At 66.7% G+C, this 18,177-nt stretch carries 15 protein-coding genes; 6 read left to right on the forward strand and 9 right to left on the reverse strand.

Going from position 1 to position 18,177, the window contains the following annotated elements:
• Positions 1-71: 71 nt before the first annotated feature.
• On the reverse strand, positions 72-3,653 hold the full coding sequence (locus ABQ137_RS02640) for a lamin tail domain-containing protein (protein WP_349781069.1): 3,582 nt from the start codon (positions 3,651-3,653) through the stop codon (positions 72-74).
• 375 nt (positions 3,654-4,028) lie between these two features.
• Here ABQ137_RS02640 and ABQ137_RS02645 point away from each other — a divergent pair, with 375 nt between their 5' ends.
• The 3 genes from ABQ137_RS02645 to ABQ137_RS02655 all read left to right on the forward strand — a co-directional run bounded on the left by ABQ137_RS02645 (position 4,029) and on the right by ABQ137_RS02655 (position 7,206).
• A complete protein-coding gene (locus tag ABQ137_RS02645) occupies positions 4,029-4,931 on the forward strand; it encodes a tryptophan 2,3-dioxygenase (RefSeq protein ID WP_104554510.1) in 903 nt (300 codons plus the stop codon).
• Positions 4,932-5,086: 155 nt separating this feature from the next.
• On the forward strand, positions 5,087-6,604 hold the full coding sequence (locus tag ABQ137_RS02650; protein WP_349781070.1) for a peptide MFS transporter: 1,518 nt from the start codon (positions 5,087-5,089) through the stop codon (positions 6,602-6,604).
• A gap of 11 nt (positions 6,605-6,615) precedes the next feature.
• Positions 6,616-7,206: a thioredoxin family protein gene (locus ABQ137_RS02655; protein WP_054592411.1), complete on the forward strand. Its 591-nt coding sequence runs from the start codon at positions 6,616-6,618 to the stop codon at positions 7,204-7,206.
• 51 nt (positions 7,207-7,257) lie between these two features.
• On the opposite strand, the gene ABQ137_RS02660 is transcribed toward ABQ137_RS02655, so the two are convergent.
• Positions 7,258-7,746 carry a MarR family winged helix-turn-helix transcriptional regulator gene (locus ABQ137_RS02660; RefSeq protein ID WP_024938218.1) on the reverse strand — a complete coding sequence of 163 codons (489 nt, stop codon included), beginning with the start codon at positions 7,744-7,746 and terminating at the stop codon, positions 7,258-7,260.
• 122 nt (positions 7,747-7,868) lie between these two features.
• Here ABQ137_RS02660 and hppD point away from each other — a divergent pair, with 122 nt between their 5' ends.
• Positions 7,869-8,984, forward strand: a complete 1,116-nt coding sequence (gene hppD / locus ABQ137_RS02665) for a 4-hydroxyphenylpyruvate dioxygenase (protein WP_024938217.1) — start codon at positions 7,869-7,871, stop codon at positions 8,982-8,984.
• A gap of 360 nt (positions 8,985-9,344) precedes the next feature.
• A complete protein-coding gene (gene hmgA / locus ABQ137_RS02670) occupies positions 9,345-10,658 on the forward strand; it encodes a homogentisate 1,2-dioxygenase (protein WP_349781072.1) in 1,314 nt (437 codons plus the stop codon).
• 84 nt (positions 10,659-10,742) lie between these two features.
• Here the strand turns inward: hmgA and ABQ137_RS02675 are convergent, their stop codons facing one another.
• Positions 10,743-11,291: a hypothetical protein gene (locus tag ABQ137_RS02675; RefSeq protein ID WP_349781074.1), complete on the reverse strand. Its 549-nt coding sequence runs from the start codon at positions 11,289-11,291 to the stop codon at positions 10,743-10,745.
• A 165-nt stretch (positions 11,292-11,456) separates the two neighbouring features.
• Here ABQ137_RS02675 and ABQ137_RS02680 point away from each other — a divergent pair, with 165 nt between their 5' ends.
• On the forward strand, positions 11,457-12,074 hold the full coding sequence (locus ABQ137_RS02680) for a lectin (protein WP_349781512.1): 618 nt from the start codon (positions 11,457-11,459) through the stop codon (positions 12,072-12,074).
• A 145-nt stretch (positions 12,075-12,219) separates the two neighbouring features.
• On the opposite strand, the gene ABQ137_RS02685 is transcribed toward ABQ137_RS02680, so the two are convergent.
• The 6 genes from ABQ137_RS02685 to ABQ137_RS02710 are packed head-to-tail and all read right to left on the reverse strand — an operon-like array spanning position 12,220 to position 18,169.
• Positions 12,220-12,645: a Na+/H+ antiporter subunit G gene (locus ABQ137_RS02685; RefSeq protein ID WP_047127936.1), complete on the reverse strand. Its 426-nt coding sequence runs from the start codon at positions 12,643-12,645 to the stop codon at positions 12,220-12,222.
• The gene (locus ABQ137_RS02690; RefSeq protein WP_046345450.1) at positions 12,642-12,926 is read right to left on the reverse strand and encodes a K+/H+ antiporter subunit F; all 285 of its coding nucleotides are present in this window, start codon (positions 12,924-12,926) and stop codon (positions 12,642-12,644) included. The genes ABQ137_RS02685 and ABQ137_RS02690 overlap by 4 nt, the downstream gene beginning before the upstream one ends.
• On the reverse strand, positions 12,923-13,429 hold the full coding sequence (locus ABQ137_RS02695; protein WP_349781076.1) for a Na+/H+ antiporter subunit E: 507 nt from the start codon (positions 13,427-13,429) through the stop codon (positions 12,923-12,925). The genes ABQ137_RS02690 and ABQ137_RS02695 overlap by 4 nt, the downstream gene beginning before the upstream one ends.
• Complete coding sequence (locus ABQ137_RS02700) at positions 13,426-14,970, reverse strand: monovalent cation/H+ antiporter subunit D (protein ID WP_349781078.1); 1,545 nt, start codon at positions 14,968-14,970, stop codon at positions 13,426-13,428. The genes ABQ137_RS02695 and ABQ137_RS02700 overlap by 4 nt, the downstream gene beginning before the upstream one ends.
• Positions 14,967-15,341, reverse strand: coding sequence for a Na+/H+ antiporter subunit C (locus tag ABQ137_RS02705; protein ID WP_016901335.1), 375 nt, complete (start codon positions 15,339-15,341; stop codon positions 14,967-14,969). Before ABQ137_RS02705 ends, ABQ137_RS02700 begins: the two co-directional genes overlap by 4 nt.
• Positions 15,341-18,169, reverse strand: coding sequence for a monovalent cation/H+ antiporter subunit A (locus ABQ137_RS02710; RefSeq protein WP_046345453.1), 2,829 nt, complete (start codon positions 18,167-18,169; stop codon positions 15,341-15,343). Before ABQ137_RS02710 ends, ABQ137_RS02705 begins: the two co-directional genes overlap by 1 nt.
• Positions 18,170-18,177: the final 8 nt, after the last annotated feature.

An 18,177-nucleotide genomic window follows, 5' to 3' on the forward strand; every position in this document is an offset into this window, starting at 1 on the left:
CACAAAAAAAAGGGCGCGGACCAGGCCGCGCCCTTTGTCGCAGTACAGAACTGCGACGTGTTGCACTGCGATCAGCGGCGGCCGGTGCCTCCACCGATCGGGGTGACGATCAGCGCTGTGTTGTCGGCCGGGTTGGCATCGGGCGAGGTCGAGCTGGCGCTGGCCTGCACCCGCACCGCGCGTTCGGCCGGGATCGGCTTTGCCGCGACGGTCAGCTGGAACACGGCCTGCGCGCCCGGCTGCACTGCGGCGGCGGTGCTGCAGACAAACACTGCGTTGCGCAACGACGGCAGTTGCTTGGTGCAACGCCAGCCGCTGGGCGGCACCAGCAGCGACAAGGCCGATACCGTGTTGCCTTCGATCCGCACGCTGGCACCGGTGGCCGCTGCGTTGCCGCGGTTGTCCAGCAATACCCGGTAGGTGGCGTTGAAGGCGGTGGTCGGCAGCGTGGCAGGGCCTTCCAGGCGCACTGCCAGATCGCTGCGCAGCGCTGGCTGCACACTGACTGCGGCGGTGTCGGTGTTGTTGTCCGGCTGCGGGTCGGGCGTTTGCGAGGCGACCGAGGCGGCCAGGGTCAGCGTGCGTCCTGCCAGTTCCGCGCCAGCGTCGACCTGCACGGCAAAGCGCTGTGCGTTACCGGCTGCCAGCGAGGCGATGGTGCAGGTGACCACCGTCTGGGTCGCGGTTTCCGGCGCCTGACAGCTCCAGCCCGGTGCCGCGGTGACCCGTGGGCTGACCGCGGCATCGAAGGCCAGTGCCACTGCGGCAAACGCCGCGCTGTCGGGCCCACGGTTGTCCACATCCACACTGAAGTCGATGCGCTCGCCTTCGGTGACCTGTGCGCGTGCCGCAGTGACCGTTGCGCCCAGGTCGGCACGCAACGCGGGCGCCATGCGCAGCAGCACCACTGTGGGGTCGTGGTCGGACAGGCGCGTGGGCGTATTGGCATCGTTGCGCGCGGTGCCGGGGAAGTCGGCATTGATGCGTGCGTGGCCCACCGACAGCGAGGCGATGCCCGGTGCGCGCATCAGCGCCTCGTTGGCCAGGATGTGATCCAGCGACTGCACGTTGCCGTCGAAGGCGTACGAGTAGCTCTGGTCGGGCGTGTTGAACCAGGTCAGATCGGTGTAGTCCGGGTTGACCAGGTCCGCGCCATCGCCGCTCACCACGGTCTGCGCATCCGGTGCCGGCCTGCCGGTGACGGTGCCCATTGCATCCACATAGCCGTCGTTGAACTCGAAGGCGTTGAAGTCGCCCATCACCAGCACCTGCTCGGCCGGGTCGAGCTGCTGGCGCGTCTGCAGCAGGCGCGCCAGGTACTCGGCCTGGGCCTGGCGTTTGGCGCGGATGCGGGTGCCTGCGGCATCGTCGGTCTCGGCGCCGTTGAGCGAGCGTTGATGCACCACGATGGCGGTCAGCGGCAGCACGCGGCCATCGGCCTGATGCACCCTGGCGCTGAGTACCAGCGGCGGGCGATCGTTGAGCAGGCTCACGCCACCGCCCGGTTCGGTCCAGGTGGTGGTCTTGCCCTCCTGGGCGATGGACACCACTTCCACGCGCGGCATGCCGGCCGACACCGTACCGGTCTTGACCAGGAAACCGACGTCGATGCCGCCGACGTCATTGCCTTCCTGCAGGTAGGCCACGTACTGCGGATTGGGCTGGCCGGAGGCGATGGCATCGGCGTTGATGCGCGCAGCCAGGGTCTGCAGCACGCTGATGTTTTCCACCTCCACCGTGCCCAGGATGTCGGGCGTGTGCAGGTAGTTGCGGATCGCCAGCGAGGCCTTGTTGAGGCGGGCCTGGAACGCGGCCGGGGTGAGCACCGGTTCGCCGATCGCCGGGTCGTTCTGGTCGTCGAAGAAGCGCTCCATGTTGTAGGTGGCCACGGCCACGTCGTCGGCCTGCGGTACCGGTGCCGGGCGCGGTTGGTCGGCACCGTTGCAGTTCACCTGCGGGGTGCGTTCCGGATACAGCGTGTAGCGGCGGAAGCTGTAATCCAGCGGGCCGGTGACATCCAGCACGACGCAGCCGGAGGCCAGATCCAGCCGTTCGGCACCCACGCCGGCACTGCCGACGGCGATCACTTCCGGGTTGGTGTTCCAACGCGGCACGCCGGCAGGCGAGCCAGCCGGCAGCGGGTCGGGCAACTGCACGCCGGGCTCGCGAAAGGCGCGCGGCAGGCCGGTGACCACCGCATGGAACACGCCATTGCTGGTGGCGCTGGCGTTGGTCTCGTTGACGCTGCCGCCGGTGGGGGCATTGACGGTGAGGCTGGCGGCGGTGACACGCATGCCTTCCAGCGCTTCGAGCTGATCAAAGGCGCCGTTCGGGTTGGGGAAGTTCGCGCTCAACGCCACCGGCATCGGCAACGGGTTGCCGGTGGAATCCAGCAGCACGGTCAGGCTGCCGCCGATCTCGGTCAGCGGCGGCTGGGTCGGGTCGGCGGTGGGCACGTACTCGAGCACCGTGCCCTGCACGCGCACCCGGTTGCCGATGGCGGCGGCATCCGGGGGTGCGCTGCCGGTGTAGACGTAGACGCCTTCGGAGGTGGCCGGATCGCCATCGGTTTCGGCATCCGGTGCCTGCAGGAAGAAGCCGGCGCTGCGACGGGCAGTGACGATGCCCGAGGTGGCGACCACCTGGCCTTCCAGCGGCGAGCGTGCGCCCTTGCCCTGGATGGCGTGGATCGGCAGCAGGCTGAAGTCGTCGTTGAGGATGGTGCCGGTGGCACTCAGCGTGGCCGGCAACGCGCCGGTGAGGCCGTTGATCTGCAGCGCGAAGGTCTCGTCGGGCTCGGGCGTGGTGTCGCCCAGCACCTCCACGGTGATGCTGGCGCTGCGCTCGCCGGCGGCGATGCGGACGCTGGAGGCGGGCAGGGCGACATAGTCGCTGCCGGCCGTGGCCGTGCCATCGGCGGTGGCGGCGGTGAAGCTCACCCCGCCTGCGCCGGCCGGCTGGCTCAGGCTCAGCGTGAACACGAAACTGCGGCTGCCGCTGTTGCCTTCGGCCTGGCTGACATCGGCCAGCGTGGCGATCGGCTGGCCGCCGCCGCTGCACAGCCGTGCGGGGCTGGCGGCGTTGCGCGGCGCCGGCGCGCCGGTGGCGAAATCGGCCGCGTTGTTGTCGGTGTCGGTGCAGCCATCGCCGCCGCGCAGCACTGCCAGCGTATTGCTGGGCGCCGGCGTGGGCGCATTGCCTTCGGCGCAGCTGGCGGTGCTGCCATAGCCGACCAGGTCGGCATTGCCGGTGGGGCAGGCGCCGCTCAACGCGGAGGCGCTGTTGCTCAGCGCCACCTTGCCGGCGCCGCCGCCCATGGCGATGGTGCCGGTGGCGTCGGGCGTGGGCAGCGCGACGCTGCCGCCGCTGCCATCGGCCTGCTTGACCAGGTAATAGCCGCCGGCCGGAACGCTGCCTGCCAACGGCGTGACCTGCCAGCTGCTGCCGGCGGCCGAGGCGTATTGCACCGACCAGCCGTCCAGGCTGACCGTGGTGCTGCCGATGTTGTGCAGCTCGACGAAATCGCTGCGGAAGGTGGCACCGCTGTTGCCGCCACCGCCGTAGACCTGGCTGATGACGACCTGGGCATTGGCGTGGCCGGCAACCGCCAGCGCACAGAGAAGTAAGGCTGCACGACGCTGCAACACATGCATGAGATGAGAGTCCCCTGATCCATGAGACGTGAAGCGCTCCCCTGGTCCGGCCACGTCCCTGGCCGGCAGCGCCGTTCGATTCTGCATGAATTTGCAGACCTTGGTTGACGATACGGTGACACCGGCGCAGCAGCTGCGCGCGCGCGCAGCCGCTGCAGCATTTTTCAGGTGTGAAGTACCGGTCGCGTACGCCACGGCATCGTCAGGCTGCCAAGCAAGCAGGCCACCCAGGCAACCGGACGCTGCTACGGCAATGCGACGCAGCAACATGCATCAAGGCCGCGCGCTGCAACGACTGCCTCCCGAATCCCGAATCCCGAATCCCGATTCCCCGCCACTGAGCTACCCTGACCGGCCCGATCCACCTGCACCGCCATGCCCGTCGACAAGAATCTGCGTGACCTGGAACCCGGCATCCACACCGATCTGGAGGGGCGGCTGACCTACGGCGGCTATCTGCGGCTGGACCAGTTGCTGTCGGCGCAGCAGCCCCTGTCCGAACCGGCGCACCACGACGAGATGCTGTTCATCATCCAGCACCAGACCTCCGAGCTGTGGCTGAAGCTGCTGGCGCACGAGCTGCGCGCGGCGATGGTGCACCTGCAGAACGACCAGGTCTGGCAGTGCCGCAAGGTGCTGGCGCGCAGCAAGCAGGTGCTGCGCCAGCTCACCGAACAATGGTCGGTGCTGGAGACGCTGACGCCGAGCGAGTACATGGGATTCCGCGATGTGCTGGGCCCCTCGTCCGGCTTCCAGTCGCTGCAATACCGCTATATCGAGTTCCTGCTCGGCAACAAGAACCCGCAGATGCTGCAGGTGTTCGCGTACGACCCGCAGGGGCAGGCGCGGCTGCGCGAGGTGCTGGAAGCGCCCAGCCTGTACGAGGAGTTCCTGCGCTACCTGGCGCGCTTCGGGCATGCGATTCCGCCGCAATACCAGGCCCGCGACTGGACCTGCGCGCATGTGGCCGACGACAGCCTGCGCCCGGTGTTCGAGCGCATCTACGAAAACACCGACCGCTACTGGCGCGAGTACTCGCTGTGCGAGGACCTGGTCGATGTGGAAACCCAGTTCCAGCTCTGGCGCTTCCGCCATATGCGCACGGTGATGCGGGTGATCGGCTTCAAGCGCGGCACCGGCGGGTCCAGCGGCGTGGGCTTTCTGCAGCAGGCGCTGGCGCTGACGTTCTTCCCGGAGCTGTTCGACGTGCGCACCTCGGTGGGCGTGGAAGGTCGTGAGCCGGCGGGTGGTGGCCGCGGTGAGCCTGAAAAGGGCTGAGCGGGTCGCTACGGGCGTCATCCCCGCAGAGCGGCCGCCATCAGGCCGGCGAGTCCTGCGAATTTGACGCGTACATGACGTCTAAGTGATCCTCGCGCGTCTCCCGGGGTACGCTCCGGGCACCCAGCCATTACTGAATACGCAAGGGACATTCCATGAGCGTTGACGCTACCGCGCCGACTTCCGCCGCCACCCCGCCGCCGCCGGCACCGCCCGAGTTCCCCACGCTGCTCGGTCATCCCCGGCCGCTGTGGATGCTGTTCATGACCGAATTCTGGGAACGCTTCGCGTTCTACGGCATTCGTTGGGCGCTGGTGCTGTACATCGTGGCGCAGTTCTTCAACGGCGATGCCACCGGCCAGGCGCCGGCCGGACGCACCTACGGCGCCTATCTGGCGCTGGTGTATGCGGCAGCGATCTTCGGCGGCTACGTGGCCGACCGCGTGCTCGGCTACCAACGCTCGATCCTGGTCGGTGCGGCCGTGATGGCCACCGGCCTGTTCCTGATCGCCATTCCCGACCACACCATGTTCGAGATCGGCCTGGCCACCGTGGTGGTGGGCAACGGGCTGTTCAAACCGAACATCTCCACCATGGTCGGCAAGCTGTACTCGGTGGCCGATCCGCGCCGCGACAGCGGCTTCACCATCTTCTACATGGGCATCAACCTCGGCGCGATGATCTCGCCGGTGCTGACCCAGCTGCTGGCCGAAAAGGTGTTCGGCACCCAGGCAATGCCGTCCTACAAGATGGTGTTCATGGCCTCCGGCGCGGGCATGCTGATCAGCCTGGTGTGGTTCTGGATCGGCCGCGCGCAGCTCAAGGGCATCGGTGCACCGGCGCCGAACGCGCAGGGCATCGGCCGCGTGCTGATGGTGCTGGTCGGCTGCGTGCTGGCCATCCCGGTGGTGTACTTCCTGCTCGCCGTCGGTGCGGACGTGCTGCAGATCGTGCTGACCGTGTTGTTCGTCGGCCTGTCGGTGATGCTGCTGGTCGAAGGCATCCGCGAAGGCAAGGTGCAGCGCGACAAGGTGATCGCAATGCTGATCATCTTCGCCTTCAACGTGCTGTTCTGGATGTTCTTCGAACAGGCCGGCAGCTCGTTCACCTTCCTGGCCGACAATATCGTCGACCGCAGTTTCGGCGACTGGACCTTCCCCACCGCCTGGTTCCAGTCGGTGAACTCGATTGCGATCATCACGCTGGCGCCGGTCATCGCCTGGATCTGGGTCAAGGCCGGCCGCTTCAACCCGTCGATTCCGCGCAAGTTCGGCCTGGGCCTGCTGTTCAACGGCCTGGCGTTCCTGCTGCTGATGTTTGCACTGTCGAGCCTGGTCAACGATGCTGGCAAGGTGCCGTTCTGGACCTTGTTCATGGTGTACGTGATCCAGTCGGTGGGCGAGCTGTGCCTGTCGCCGATCGGCCTGTCGATGGTGACCAAGCTGGCGCCAGTGCGCCTGGTCGGTTTCGGGATGGGCGGCTGGTTCCTGTCCACCGGCATCGGCAACAACCTGTCGGGCATTTTTGCCGGGCATGTCAGCGGAAGCGAAGGGATGAGCGTGTCTTCGGCCCTGAGCGGGTATACCTTCGGATTTTGGGCGCTCTTGGGCGCTGGCGCGGTGTTGTTCCTGATCGCGCCGTTGATCAACAAACTGATGCATGGTGTGAAGTGAGGAGAACAGCGATGCCGATCAAACCCACTGTCTGTGGCCTGCTGCTGGCAGGTCTGTTGAGCGCCTGCGGGCAGCCCACCGAGCAACAGGAGGCGCCACGGCCGCTGGATACCTCGATGCAGAAGCCGCCCAGCGCCGATCCCAGCCAGCCGGTGTCCTCGGGCAATACGCCCACCGCGGCGGACATCGCCGCGGCGGCGGCACTCAATGCGCAGTACGACCCCTCGCGCGATCCGGCCGCCGATCTGGAGACCGCCAAGGTCGAGGCCAAGCGCGGCGGCAAGCGCATCGTGCTCAATGTCGGCAATGCGGCCTGCGAGCCGTGCAAGGCGCTGGACGAACTGATGGGCGGCGATGCGGAGCTGCGCAGCTTCCGCGACGCGCACTTCGTGGTGGTCAAGGTCAATCGCGATGCGGCCAACGAGAATGCCGCGTTCCTGTCGCAGTTCGCCCAGCTCAACGACTATCCGTCGCTGCTGGTGCTGGACAACGACGGCAAGCTGCTGACCACCCAGACCGGCCCGGACCTGCGCAAGGGCGAGCGCTTCGACCGCAGGAAGCTGTTCGACTTCCTCAAGCAGTGGGCGCCGCCGCAGGCCTGATCCGTCGTTGCGGTGGCATGCAAAAACCCCCGCACTGCGGGGGTTTTTTTATCAGTCCTTGCCGGCCATGCGCGGCAGCCCGTCCTTGGCCAGCCGGTCGATCAGCTTTTCCAGGATCTGCTGCTCCTCGGCACTGAACACCGACATCAGCCGCTGTTCCATCTCGTTGACCAGTGGGGCAACGGTCTCGTAGACCTGGCGGCCGGCCGGCGACAGTGCCAGCATCGAGCGGCGGCGGTCGTCGCCATGGGTTTCGCGGCGGATGAAGCCGCGCTCCAGCAAGCGCGCCACGGCGCGGCTGACTGCAACTTTATCCATCGCGGTGCGGTCGGAGACCTCGCTGGCCGATGAACCCGGATACAGCGCCAGGATGGTGATCACCCGCCACTCGGGAATGGCCATGCCGTAACGATCGCCGTAGACCTTGGCGATATTGCTGCTGATGCGGTTGGACAGCACGCTCAGGCGATACGGCAGGAACTGCTCAAGGTTGAGCAGCACAGGATGTGGCGGCGGGGTGGGGGCGTCGAGATCGCTCATGTTGCACTGTGTCTTGATTTTGGTTTCATTTGCAACTACAAACCTTGGGTGGCCTGCGCATTCTCGCGGGTCTTCTGCCACCCCGCATAGCCCTGCGGACGGCCTAGCGTGGAGAAACGACGATGAGCGCACAACCGAGCAGTACCGCAACCCGCCCGAACCTGGGCATGCAGGTCACCACCTTCGACAATCCGATGGGGATCGACGGGTTCGAATTCGTCGAATTCGCCGCGCCCGCCGAGCAGGCGGCGCAGTTGCACGACTACTTCCGCAAGATGGGCTTCAGCGCGGTGCTGCGCCACCGCAGCCGTGCCATTACCGTCTATCGCCAGGGCGGGGTCAACTTCCTGCTCAACGAAGAGCCCGATTCGTTTGCCGCCGATTTCGCCGCCGCGCACGGCCCGAGCGCCTGCGGCTTTGCGATCCGCTTCCGTACCCCGGCCGAGACCGTGCTGCAGACCGTGCTGGGCAACGGCGGCGAAGCGGTGCAGGACAAGGCCGACACCCGCGCCGTGCCGGCCCCGGTGGTCAAGGGCATCGGCGACTGCATGCTGTATCTGGTCGACCGCTACGGCGATGCGGGCAGCATCTACGACGCCGACTACGAGCCGATCGAAGGCGCCGACCAGCACCCGGCCGGCTTCGGGCTGACCTTCATCGACCACCTGACCCACAACCTGTACTTCGGCAACATGCAGCGTTGGTCGGACTATTACGAGCGCCTGTTCAACTTCCGCGAGATCCGCTACTTCGACATCAAGGGCGCCAAGACCGGCCTGGTGTCCAAGGCGATGACCGCCCCGGACGGCATCGTGCGCATTCCGCTCAACGAATCCTCCGACCCCAAGAGCCAGATCAACGAGTATCTGGACGCCTACCACGGCGAAGGCATCCAGCACATCGCCTGCTTCACCGACGACATCTACAGCTCGGTGGAAAAGATGCGCGAGGCCGGCGTGACATTCCTGGATACGCCCGATACCTATTTCGACGTGGTGGACCTGCGCATCCCCGACCACGGCGAGGATGTCGAACGCCTGCGCCGCAACAAGATCCTGATCGATGCCGACGTGGATACCAAGCAGCGCAAGCTGCTGCAGATCTTTACCCAGAACTGCATCGGCCCGATCTTCTTCGAGATCATCCAGCGCAAGGGCAACGAGGGCTTCGGCGAAGGCAATTTCCAGGCGCTGTTCGAGAGCATCGAGCGCGACCAGATGAAGCGTGGGGTGCTTTGAGGGCGGGGATTGGGGATTCGCTGTTCGGGATTTGTGGTTGGTGCGGTTAACTGGGTCGGTGCGGGTTTGAGTGGTGCAAAGTGCTGCGATGTCCAGCCTGCCTGCCCGTCACGTCGGATGTGGCTCCGGTACGGATCCAACGAAGCGGGCGGCAAGTGGTCGCAATCAAGCGCGCTCAGGCAAGGTATTTTTCCGACGACACAAAGCAACGAAGACGCACGTCGTTAAAGCCCCTCTCCCCGCGAGGAGAGGGGCTTAATCCGCCAGGCTTAGCTCTTCTACGGTAGGAAAGCGGCCTGATTCAATTCAATCCCAACCTTCTGCATCCGGGAAGGGAGGGCCAAGATCCGGACGCATGCCATGCATAACAACCAGCACTACATGACCGGTTTCGGCAACGCGTTTGCGACCGAGGCGGTGGCCGGTACCTTGCCGGTGGGGCAGAACTCGCCGCAGCGTGTGGCGCACGGGTTGTATGCCGAACAGTTGTCCGGCACCGCGTTCACCGCGCCACGCAGCGAGAACCGGCGCAGCTGGCTGTACCGCATCCGCCCGGCGGCCGTGCATGGCAGTTTTTCCCTGGTCGAACAGTCGCAGCTCCACAACGATTTCGGGCGCGGCCCGGTGCCGCCGGATCAACTGCGCTGGAGCCCATTGCCGCTGCCGTCCACGCCAACCGATTTCGTCGACGGTCTGTACACCATGGCCGGCAATGGCGGGCCGGAGGCGATGTCCGGTGTCGCCGTGCATCTGTATGCGGCCAACGCATCGATGCACGATCGCTTCTTTTACGATGCCGATGGCGAGCTGTTGCTGGTGCCGCAACTGGGCCGCCTGCGCATCCATAGCGAGCTCGGTGTGCTGGAGCTGGAGCCGCAGCAGATCGGGGTGATACCGCGCGGTGTGCGTTTCCGCGTCGAGCTGCCCGATGGCGAGGCGCGCGGCTATGTCTGCGAAAACTTCGGCGCATTGCTGCGGCTGCCCGACCTGGGGCCGATCGGCTCCAACGGGCTGGCCAATGCGCGCGACTTCGAAACGCCGCATGCGGCCTACGAACAGCGCGAAGGTGCGTTCGAGCTGGTGGCCAAATTCCAGGGCCATCTGTGGCGTGCGGACATCGGCCACTCGCCGCTGGACGTGGTGGCCTGGCATGGCAACTACGCGCCGTATCGCTACGATCTGCGCCGCTTCAACACCATCGGCTCGATCAGCTTTGATCATCCGGATCCGAGCATCTTCACCGTGCTGACCTCACCCAGCGACACGCATGGCACGGCGAACATGGATTTTGCGATCTTCCCGCCGCGCTGGCTGGTGGCGCAGCACACCTTCCGCCCGCCGTGGTTCCATCGCAACGTGGCCAGCGAGTTCATGGGGCTGGTGCACGGCGTCTACGACGCCAAGGCCGACGGCTTCGCGCCGGGTGGTGCCTCGCTGCACAACTGCATGAGCGGGCATGGCCCGGATGCGGCGACCTTCGACAAGGCCTTGCATGCGGACCTGACGCGCCCGGATGTGATCGCCGACACCATGGCCTTTATGTTCGAAACACGTGCGGTGCTGCGTCCCACCCAGCAGGCCTTGCAGGCCGCGCACCGGCAGGGCGACTACCAGCAGTGCTGGTCCGGATTGCGCGCGGCGTTTCAGGCGCCCGGCTCAGAGGATGCGCAGTAACTCAGGCAGTTGGGCGAATGTGCTGATCAGGCGCTACGGCAGTCAGAGGTCGCAGGTGCCGGATCGAGGGTTCCGGTTGTCCGCTCAAGCCGCCTGCAGCGCATCCGGCAACAGCTCGCCAATCCGGGCACGTACGCGCTCGGCATAGCTTGCCGAGGTGATCTGCGGCAAGGCGCGTAGCGCGTCGGCAATGGCAGCGCCGATGGCGTCTTCGGCGCGCGCGGCCTGCAGTTGCCGATGCAGCGCGGCGGCCACCGGGTCGCGTTGCAGCTGCAGGATGTCGAGCAGGTACAGCCGTGCATTGGTGGCCGCGCGACGGCGCTGGCGCTGCAGGTCTTCTTCGCTCGGTGGTGCCGCTGGCGGCGTCACGTGGGTACCGGGCACGCCTGCCGGCGAGGAATCAGACGCCTGGGCAGTGCGCGTCGCACTCCCTGCCTGCGTGCCGAACTCCAGATAGCCCATCGCGCAGAGCGCATGTACCAGCGCGGCGCCGTCGCCGCCCAGCAGCACGGCCAGCGTTGCCAGATCGCGCTGGCCGTCGGCCAGGATCAGCGCGCGTCGCTGCAGCAAGGTGAGTGGACTGCGGTGCGATTGCAGCGCGGTGAGGGCGAGCTCGGTCTTGCGTGGGGTCATGGCGGCGGTCCTGCGAGGCACCCAGCTTGCCCGCCGCCAATGAAGCGCCGATGACATCGGTACGAGGCAATGCCAGCGCGTTCTGCACATCGTCGCGATGTGGGCTGTGTACGCTGTAGCGGACCCGTAAGGAATGCATGCATGACCACCAGATTGCTCGGTTTGATGGGCGCATTGCTGTTGCTGACCAGCTGCAACCGTGCCGAGGACGCCACCACGGCCGCGTCCGACGCGGCACCCGCACCGGTGGCAGCCGCCAACGACCAGCCAGCCGGGGAGGTTCCGCCGGCCACTGCGCCGGCCGGCACGTTTCCGCCGCAACTGCGCCAGCAGCCGGCTGCGCTCGCGCGCCTGGATGGGTACGGCGATCTGCGCCTGGGCATGGATGCAGCGCAGGCGCGCGCTGCCTGGGGCGGCGACCTGCGCGGCGAGCCGACGACAGACGGCGGCTGCTATCTGCTACGGCCGCAGTGGGCCGAGGATGCACGCCGCTTCGGTTTCATGTTCGAAGGCGATCGCCTTGTGCGTTATCAGACCAACGAACCCAAGGAGCTCGCCCCGGGCGGCGGCAGGGTCGGCATGACGCTGGCGCAGCTGCGCGCGCTGTATCCGGCAGGTCTGACCGAACAGCCGCACAAATACGTCCCCGGCGCGTTCACCCTGCGCATGGCCGATGCGGCCACCCGGTCCGCATTGGTGTTCGAGACCGATGCCGACGGCAAGGTCACCAGTTGGCGGGTCGGGCAGCCGCCGCAAGTGGATTATGTGGAGGGCTGCGGCTGATCCGTCACGGCCGCCGCGGCGCCGCATCGGCGGCGCAAGCGGCTTCCGGCAGCGCAGCGTGCGCGCGCATAGTCGATTGGTAGCATGCGCGTAGAACAACGTGTCGAGACCATCCGGGCAGGGGGTCTCGAAGCAGCTGCGCAGCTCAGCGCGGATCCTTGTCCGGCTCGGCGTGCTGTTTGGCGGTTTCCGCGTTTTCGCCCACATCGCCTTGCGTCTGCGGTGTGGGCAGGCCTTCCTTCTTCATCTCGCCATGGTTGGGCACTTCCGGGCGGTTTTCCATCATCAGCGACAGCGCGGCCTTGGCCATCAGATGGGCGCTGATCGGTGCGGTGATGAACAGGAACACGGTGATCAGCAACTCGCGCGGTTGCGGGTCCACACCCAGGAACAGGTGATAGCCGACCGATGCCAGCAGCACGCAGCCCACCCCCAGGGTGCTGGCCTTGGTCGGCGCATGCAGGCGCTTGAAAAAATCCGACAGCTTCACCAGGCCGAGCGCGCCGATCAGGATGAAGAAGGTGCCGACCAGCAACAGCGCGCTGAGCAGATATTCGGTCAGCGCAATCATTCGACGATGTCCCGACGCAACACGAACTTGCTCAGCACCACGGTGCTGCCGAAGCCCAGCATCGCGATCACCAGCGCGGCCTCGAAGTAGATCGGCGAGTCCAGGTACATGCCCAGCAGCATCAGCTCGGCGATGGCGGTGATGGACAGTGTGTCCAGCGCCAGGATGCGATCGGGCACGCTCGGGCCGCGCAGCAGGCGCCACAGCGCCATCAGCATGGCCAGGCCCACCGTGTGCATGCAGATGACGATGGTCGATTCGATGAACATGTGGCCGGTCACGGAAAGATCTCCATCAGGGGCTTCTCGTAGCGGGTCTTGATCTCGACGATCAAGGCGTCCGGGTCGTCCAGGTGCAGCACGTGTACCAGCAGATACTTGCGGTCGTCCGAGAGCGCCGCCGACACCGTGCCGGGAGTGAGCGTGATCATGCTGGTCAGCGCGGCGATGCCGTGGATGTTGGCGATATCCAGCGGTACCCAGATGAAACCGGGGTGGATGCGCGACTCCGGGCCGAGCACCTGGCCAGCCACCTTGATGTTGGAGCGCACGATGTCGCCGGCGGCCACCAGCAACATGCGCGGCACCGAACGCAGCGAGCCGATGCGGGCGAACTCGCGGTCCAGGCGCGCCGCAAAGATCGGCACCACCCAGCCGAGCAACAAGCCCAGCACCCATTGCTGCGGCCCGAAGCTGTCGCTGAGCAACAGCCAGAAAATGAAGACCGTCACGCTCAGCGACGGCGAGGGCAGCAGCCGGCTACGCAGCGGCAGGCGCGTGCTCATGGCTGCCTCCGTTGCGGCGTGGTGGCGCGGACCTGCTCGACGTAGGCGCCGGGGTCGCGCAGCTGCACGCCAGCCGCGTCGGTGTAGCGCATCAACGGGCCGGCACCGGCCGTCATCGCCACCAGCCCGCCCAGCAACAGCAGCGTGGCGGCGGTTTCCACCGGGCGCATGCGCGCACGCCGTTGCGGCTGCAGCTCGGGAACGTCCTGCACCGCTTCGGGCACGCGCCAGAACAGGCGCACCCCGGCACGCGTCAGGCCGATCACCACCAGCAGGCTGCTGCCCAGGATGGCGAACCACACCGGCCCGACCAGGCCCTCGGGAACGTGCTGCAGCAATGCGGCCTTGGCCAGGAAGCCGGACAACGGCGGCAGCCCGGCGACCGCGACCGCGGCGACCATGAACATCGCGCCGGGGATCCCGCGCCGCGGCAGTGGCGCGACCACTTCCTTGCGGTCGCTGGCGCTGCCGCGGCGACGCCGGATCAGGTCCGACACCATGAACAACGCCGCAGCCACGAAGCTGCTATGCGGCAGGTAGTACAGGCCCGCACCCAACGCGCCGGCATCGTCCAGCGAGAAGGCGATGAACAACGTCGCCGCCGAGAACACCACCAGATACGACACCATCACCCGCAGCCGCGATGCGGCCATCACCCCGAACGCGGCCATCAGCAGCGTGGCGATGCCCAGCCACAGCAATGCGTGGCGGCCGAAGCCCTGCAGCGCGCCGGCACCGGCGCCGAACCACAGCGCCGACACCCGCAGCGTCGCGTACAGCCCGACCTTGGTCATGATCGCAAACAACGCCGCCACCGCCGCCGGCGCGCGCGAATAGGTCTCCGGCAGCCACAGGTACAGCGGCAGCAACGCGGCCTTGCTGCAGAACACCAGCAGCAACAGGCCCAAGCTGGCCTTGGCCAGCGGCAGGTCCTGCGCCGGCAACGCGGCGATGCGTTGCGACAGCTCGGCCATGTTCAAGGTGCCGAACACGCCGAACAGCAGGCCCAGCGCGATCAGGAACAGGGTCGACGCGCACACGTTGAACACCACGTAATGCAGGCCCACACGCATCTGCAGCCCGCGCCCGCCGCTGAGCAGCAGGCCGTAGGAGGCGATCAGCATCACTTCGAAGAACACGAACAGGTTGAAGATGTCGCCGGTCAGGAATGCGCCGTTCAAGCCCATCAACTGGAACTGGAACAGTGCATGGAAATGCGGCGCGCGCCGGTCCCAGCCGGCGCAGGCATGCAGCAGGCAGGCCGCGCCCAGGATCAGGGTGGTCAACAGCATCCACGCCGACAGGCGGTCGCCCATCAGCACGATGCCGATGCGCGCCGGCCAGTCGCCGAGCAGGTAGACCAGCACCTGGCCTTCGGCGGCGCGCGCGAATAAGGCGATGACCGATGCGGCCAGCAAGGCCATGCTCGCCCATGCCACCGTGCGCTGCACGCGCGGCCCATAGCGTCGGTGTTCGACGAACAGCGACGCCGACGCGCCCAGCATCGGGATCAGGATCGGCAGGATCAGCAGATGGCTCATCGCCGGGCCTCGCGCGTGTCCACGCCGGTGGTGGCGTCTTCATGCGCATCCACATGATCGCTGCCGTTGTCGCTGCGGCTGCGGATCGCCAGCACCAGGCTCACCGCGGTCATCGCGAAGGCGATCACGATCGCAGTCAGCACCAGCGCCTGCGGCAACGGGTCGGTGTAGTGCATCAGGTCGGCGGGTACGCCCTCGCGCAACACCGGCGCCTGGCCGCTGCGCAGCCGTCCACCGGCGAAGATCAGCAGGTTGGTCGCGTACGACAGGAAGGTCATCCCCAGGATCACGTCGAAGCTGCGTGCGCGCAGCAACAGGTAGATCGCCAATGCGGTGAGGACGCCGATCGCGCTTGCCACTGCCAGTTCCATCAATGCTGCTCCGCGGTGCGTGTCGAACGTTGGGTGGGGTCGATCTCGCCGCGCTGCGAGCTGCGCGTGCGCGAGGGTTTGATCGTGCCCATCATCGACAGCATCAACATCGCCGCACCGAACACCACCAGATACACGCCGACATCGAAGCCCAGCGCGCTGGCCAGTTCCAGGTCGCCCAGCAGCGGCAACGGAATCTCCAGATGCCCGCTGCTCAGGAACGGCATGCCGAACACCAGCGCACCGGCGCCGCTGACCAGCGCGCACAGCAGGCCGATGCCGATCAGGCGGATGTAGTCGAAGCCGAAGCGCGATTCCACCGACGCGGCACCCTGGATCACGTACTGCATCAGCAACGGCACCGCCAGCACCAGCCCGGCGATGAAGCCGCCACCGGGCGCGTTATGGCCGCGCAGGAACAGGAACAAGGACACCGTCAGCGTCAGCGGGAACATGATCTGCGCCAGATCGGCCGGCACCGGCAACTTGATCGGCGGGCCGGGCATGCTGCGCTCCGGCGCCATCCGCGAGCGCCGCAGCAGCGCGTGCACTACCAGCCCGGCGATCGCGAACACGGTGATCTCGCCGAAGGTATCGAAGCCGCGGAAATCCACCAGGATCACGTTGACCACGTTGCGCCCGTAGGCTTCCGGCAGCGCACGCTGCAGCAGCTCGCCGGCAACCGTGTGGCTGGGCTGGGTCATCAAGGTATAGGCCAATGCGGCAAGCCCGGCACCACCGACGACGGCGATGCCGGCATCGCGGAGCTTGCGCAGGCGCGCGGGCTCGGGCAGCGAGCGCTCGGGCAGGTAATTCATCGCCAGCAGCATCAGCACCAGCGTGACCATCTCCACCAGCAACTGGGTCAACGCAAGATCCGGTGCCGACAGGAACACGAAGGTCATGCTGACCGCCAGGCCGGTGCCACCCAGCACCAGCACTGCGAGCAGGCGCTGCTTGTACAGGAACAGGCTGCCCAGGGCGCAGGCGATCATCAGCAGCCAGATCGTCCAGCCCAGCAGCGGCAGCGGGGTGGGCGCGGGCCAGGCCGGCAATGCGCCGCCCTGCAGAAACGGCACCAGCGCCACCACGACAGCGCTCAGCACCAGCAGCATCAGCATGCGTTGCAGGTTGCCGTTGGTGACTGCATCGGTCATACGCACGGTGCCGGCGAACAGCGCGCGCAGGTTCCAGTTGAACAGCGCCTTGCCGGGCGAGCGGTTCTGGATCGCGTACATGTCCAGCGTGCGGCGCAGCGCCATGTACAACAGGGTGCCGCCCACCATGCCGGCGATGCTCATCGCCAGCGGCCAGTTCCAGCCATGCCACAGCGCCAGGCTGTAGTCGGGCAGGCGCTCGCCCAGGATCGCGCTGGCACCGGCGCGCAGCACCGGCGCGATGGTCCAGGCCGGCACGATGCCCACGGCCACGCAGATCAGCACCAGCACATCCACCGGAATCCGCATCCAGCGCGGCGGCTCGTGCGGAGTGGTGTCCAGGTCGCGCGGGCCCTCGCCAAAGAAGGTGTCGTGCACGAAGCGCAGGCTGTAGGCCACGCCGAGCAGGCCGGCCAGCAGCGCGGCGATGCTGGCCAATACTCGCATCGTCTGCGGCGCATCGGTTTCCAGCGCCACGGCAAAGAACATTTCCTTGGACAAAAAGCCGTTGAGCAGCGGAACACCGGCCATCGCCAGCGAGGCGGTGATCGCCAGCACGCTGGTGACCGGCATCAGGCGGCGCAGGTTGCCCAGCTTGCGCATGTCGCGCGTGCCGGTCTCGTGGTCGATGATGCCGGCGGCCATGAACAACGAGGCCTTGAACACCGCATGGTTGAGGATGTGGAACACGCCGGCCACCACCGCCATCGGCGTGGACAGGCCGAACAGCATGGTGATCAGGCCCAGATGCGAGATGGTCGAGTACGCCAGCACGCCCTTGAGATCGTGCTGGAAGATCGCGTGCCATGCGCCGAGCAACAGCGTGATCGCACCGATGCTGGTGACCGTGTAGAAGAACAGGTCGGTGCCGGCCAGTGCAGGATGCAGGCGCGCCAGCAGGAACACGCCGGCCTTCACCATCGTGGCCGAATGCAGGTACGCCGACACCGGCGTCGGCGCCGCCATCGCGTGCGGCAGCCAGAAGTGGAACGGGAACTGCGCGCTCTTGGTGAAGATGCCCAGTAGCACCAGTCCCAGTGCATAGGGATACAGCGGACTGGCGCGAATCAGATCGCCGGCCGCCAGCACCGCATCCAGCTGGAAACTGCCGACGATGCGGCCGATCATCAGGATGCCGCCGAGCAGGGCCAGGCCGCCACCGGCCGTCAGCACGAAGGCCATGCGCGCGCCTTCGCGCGCATCCTTGCGGTGCGACCAGAAGCCGATCAACAGGAACGAGCTGATGCTGGTGAGTTCCCAGAACACCATCAGCAACAGCAGGTTGCCCGACAGCACCATGCCGAGCATCGCGCCCATGAACAGCATGAGATAGGCGAAGAAACGCGATGCGCTATCGCGTGCACTCAGGTAGTAATGCGCATACATCACCACCAGCGCACCGATGCCCAGCACCAGTAACGCGAACATCCACGCCAGGCCATCGAGCCGCAACGAGAACATCAGGCCGATCTGCGGCAACCATGCGTACTGGCTGCCGATCACCTCACCGCGCAACACGGCCGGTGTGAGCGTCGCCAGGATGACCAGCCCGCCCAACGGCGCGGCCGCAGCCAACCACGCAGTGATCGAACGGGAGGTGCGCCAAAGCAGCGCAGTGGCGGCCGCCATCAAAAATGGCAGCGCAAGCAGGATTTCCAGCGAGAAAGGCATGCAGGGAA

This window comes from Xanthomonas sp. WHRI 8393, assembly GCF_040203315.1.
Lineage (GTDB): Bacteria > Pseudomonadota > Gammaproteobacteria > Xanthomonadales > Xanthomonadaceae > Xanthomonas > Xanthomonas arboricola.

What these genes read in the sequence shown, in the direction of transcription:
- ABQ137_RS02640 (WP_349781069.1), bottom strand. Translation starts at nt 3,653, where the DNA reads ATGCATGTGTTGCAGCGTCGTGCAGCCTTACTTCTCTGTGCGCTGGCG.
- ABQ137_RS02645 (WP_104554510.1), top strand. Translation starts at nt 4,029, where the DNA reads ATGCCCGTCGACAAGAATCTGCGTGACCTGGAACCCGGCATCCACACC.
- ABQ137_RS02650 (WP_349781070.1), top strand. Translation starts at nt 5,087, where the DNA reads ATGAGCGTTGACGCTACCGCGCCGACTTCCGCCGCCACCCCGCCGCCG.
- ABQ137_RS02655 (WP_054592411.1), top strand. Translation starts at nt 6,616, where the DNA reads ATGCCGATCAAACCCACTGTCTGTGGCCTGCTGCTGGCAGGTCTGTTG.
- ABQ137_RS02660 (WP_024938218.1), bottom strand. Translation starts at nt 7,746, where the DNA reads ATGAGCGATCTCGACGCCCCCACCCCGCCGCCACATCCTGTGCTGCTC.
- hppD (WP_024938217.1), top strand. Translation starts at nt 7,869, where the DNA reads ATGAGCGCACAACCGAGCAGTACCGCAACCCGCCCGAACCTGGGCATG.
- hmgA (WP_349781072.1), top strand. Translation starts at nt 9,345, where the DNA reads ATGCATAACAACCAGCACTACATGACCGGTTTCGGCAACGCGTTTGCG.
- ABQ137_RS02675 (WP_349781074.1), bottom strand. Translation starts at nt 11,291, where the DNA reads ATGACCCCACGCAAGACCGAGCTCGCCCTCACCGCGCTGCAATCGCAC.
- ABQ137_RS02680 (WP_349781512.1), top strand. Translation starts at nt 11,457, where the DNA reads ATGGGCGCATTGCTGTTGCTGACCAGCTGCAACCGTGCCGAGGACGCC.
- ABQ137_RS02685 (WP_047127936.1), bottom strand. Translation starts at nt 12,645, where the DNA reads ATGATTGCGCTGACCGAATATCTGCTCAGCGCGCTGTTGCTGGTCGGC.
- ABQ137_RS02695 (WP_349781076.1), bottom strand. Translation starts at nt 13,429, where the DNA reads ATGAGCACGCGCCTGCCGCTGCGTAGCCGGCTGCTGCCCTCGCCGTCG.
- ABQ137_RS02700 (WP_349781078.1), bottom strand. Translation starts at nt 14,970, where the DNA reads ATGAGCCATCTGCTGATCCTGCCGATCCTGATCCCGATGCTGGGCGCG.
- ABQ137_RS02705 (WP_016901335.1), bottom strand. Translation starts at nt 15,341, where the DNA reads ATGGAACTGGCAGTGGCAAGCGCGATCGGCGTCCTCACCGCATTGGCG.
- ABQ137_RS02710 (WP_046345453.1), bottom strand. Translation starts at nt 18,169, where the DNA reads ATGCCTTTCTCGCTGGAAATCCTGCTTGCGCTGCCATTTTTGATGGCG.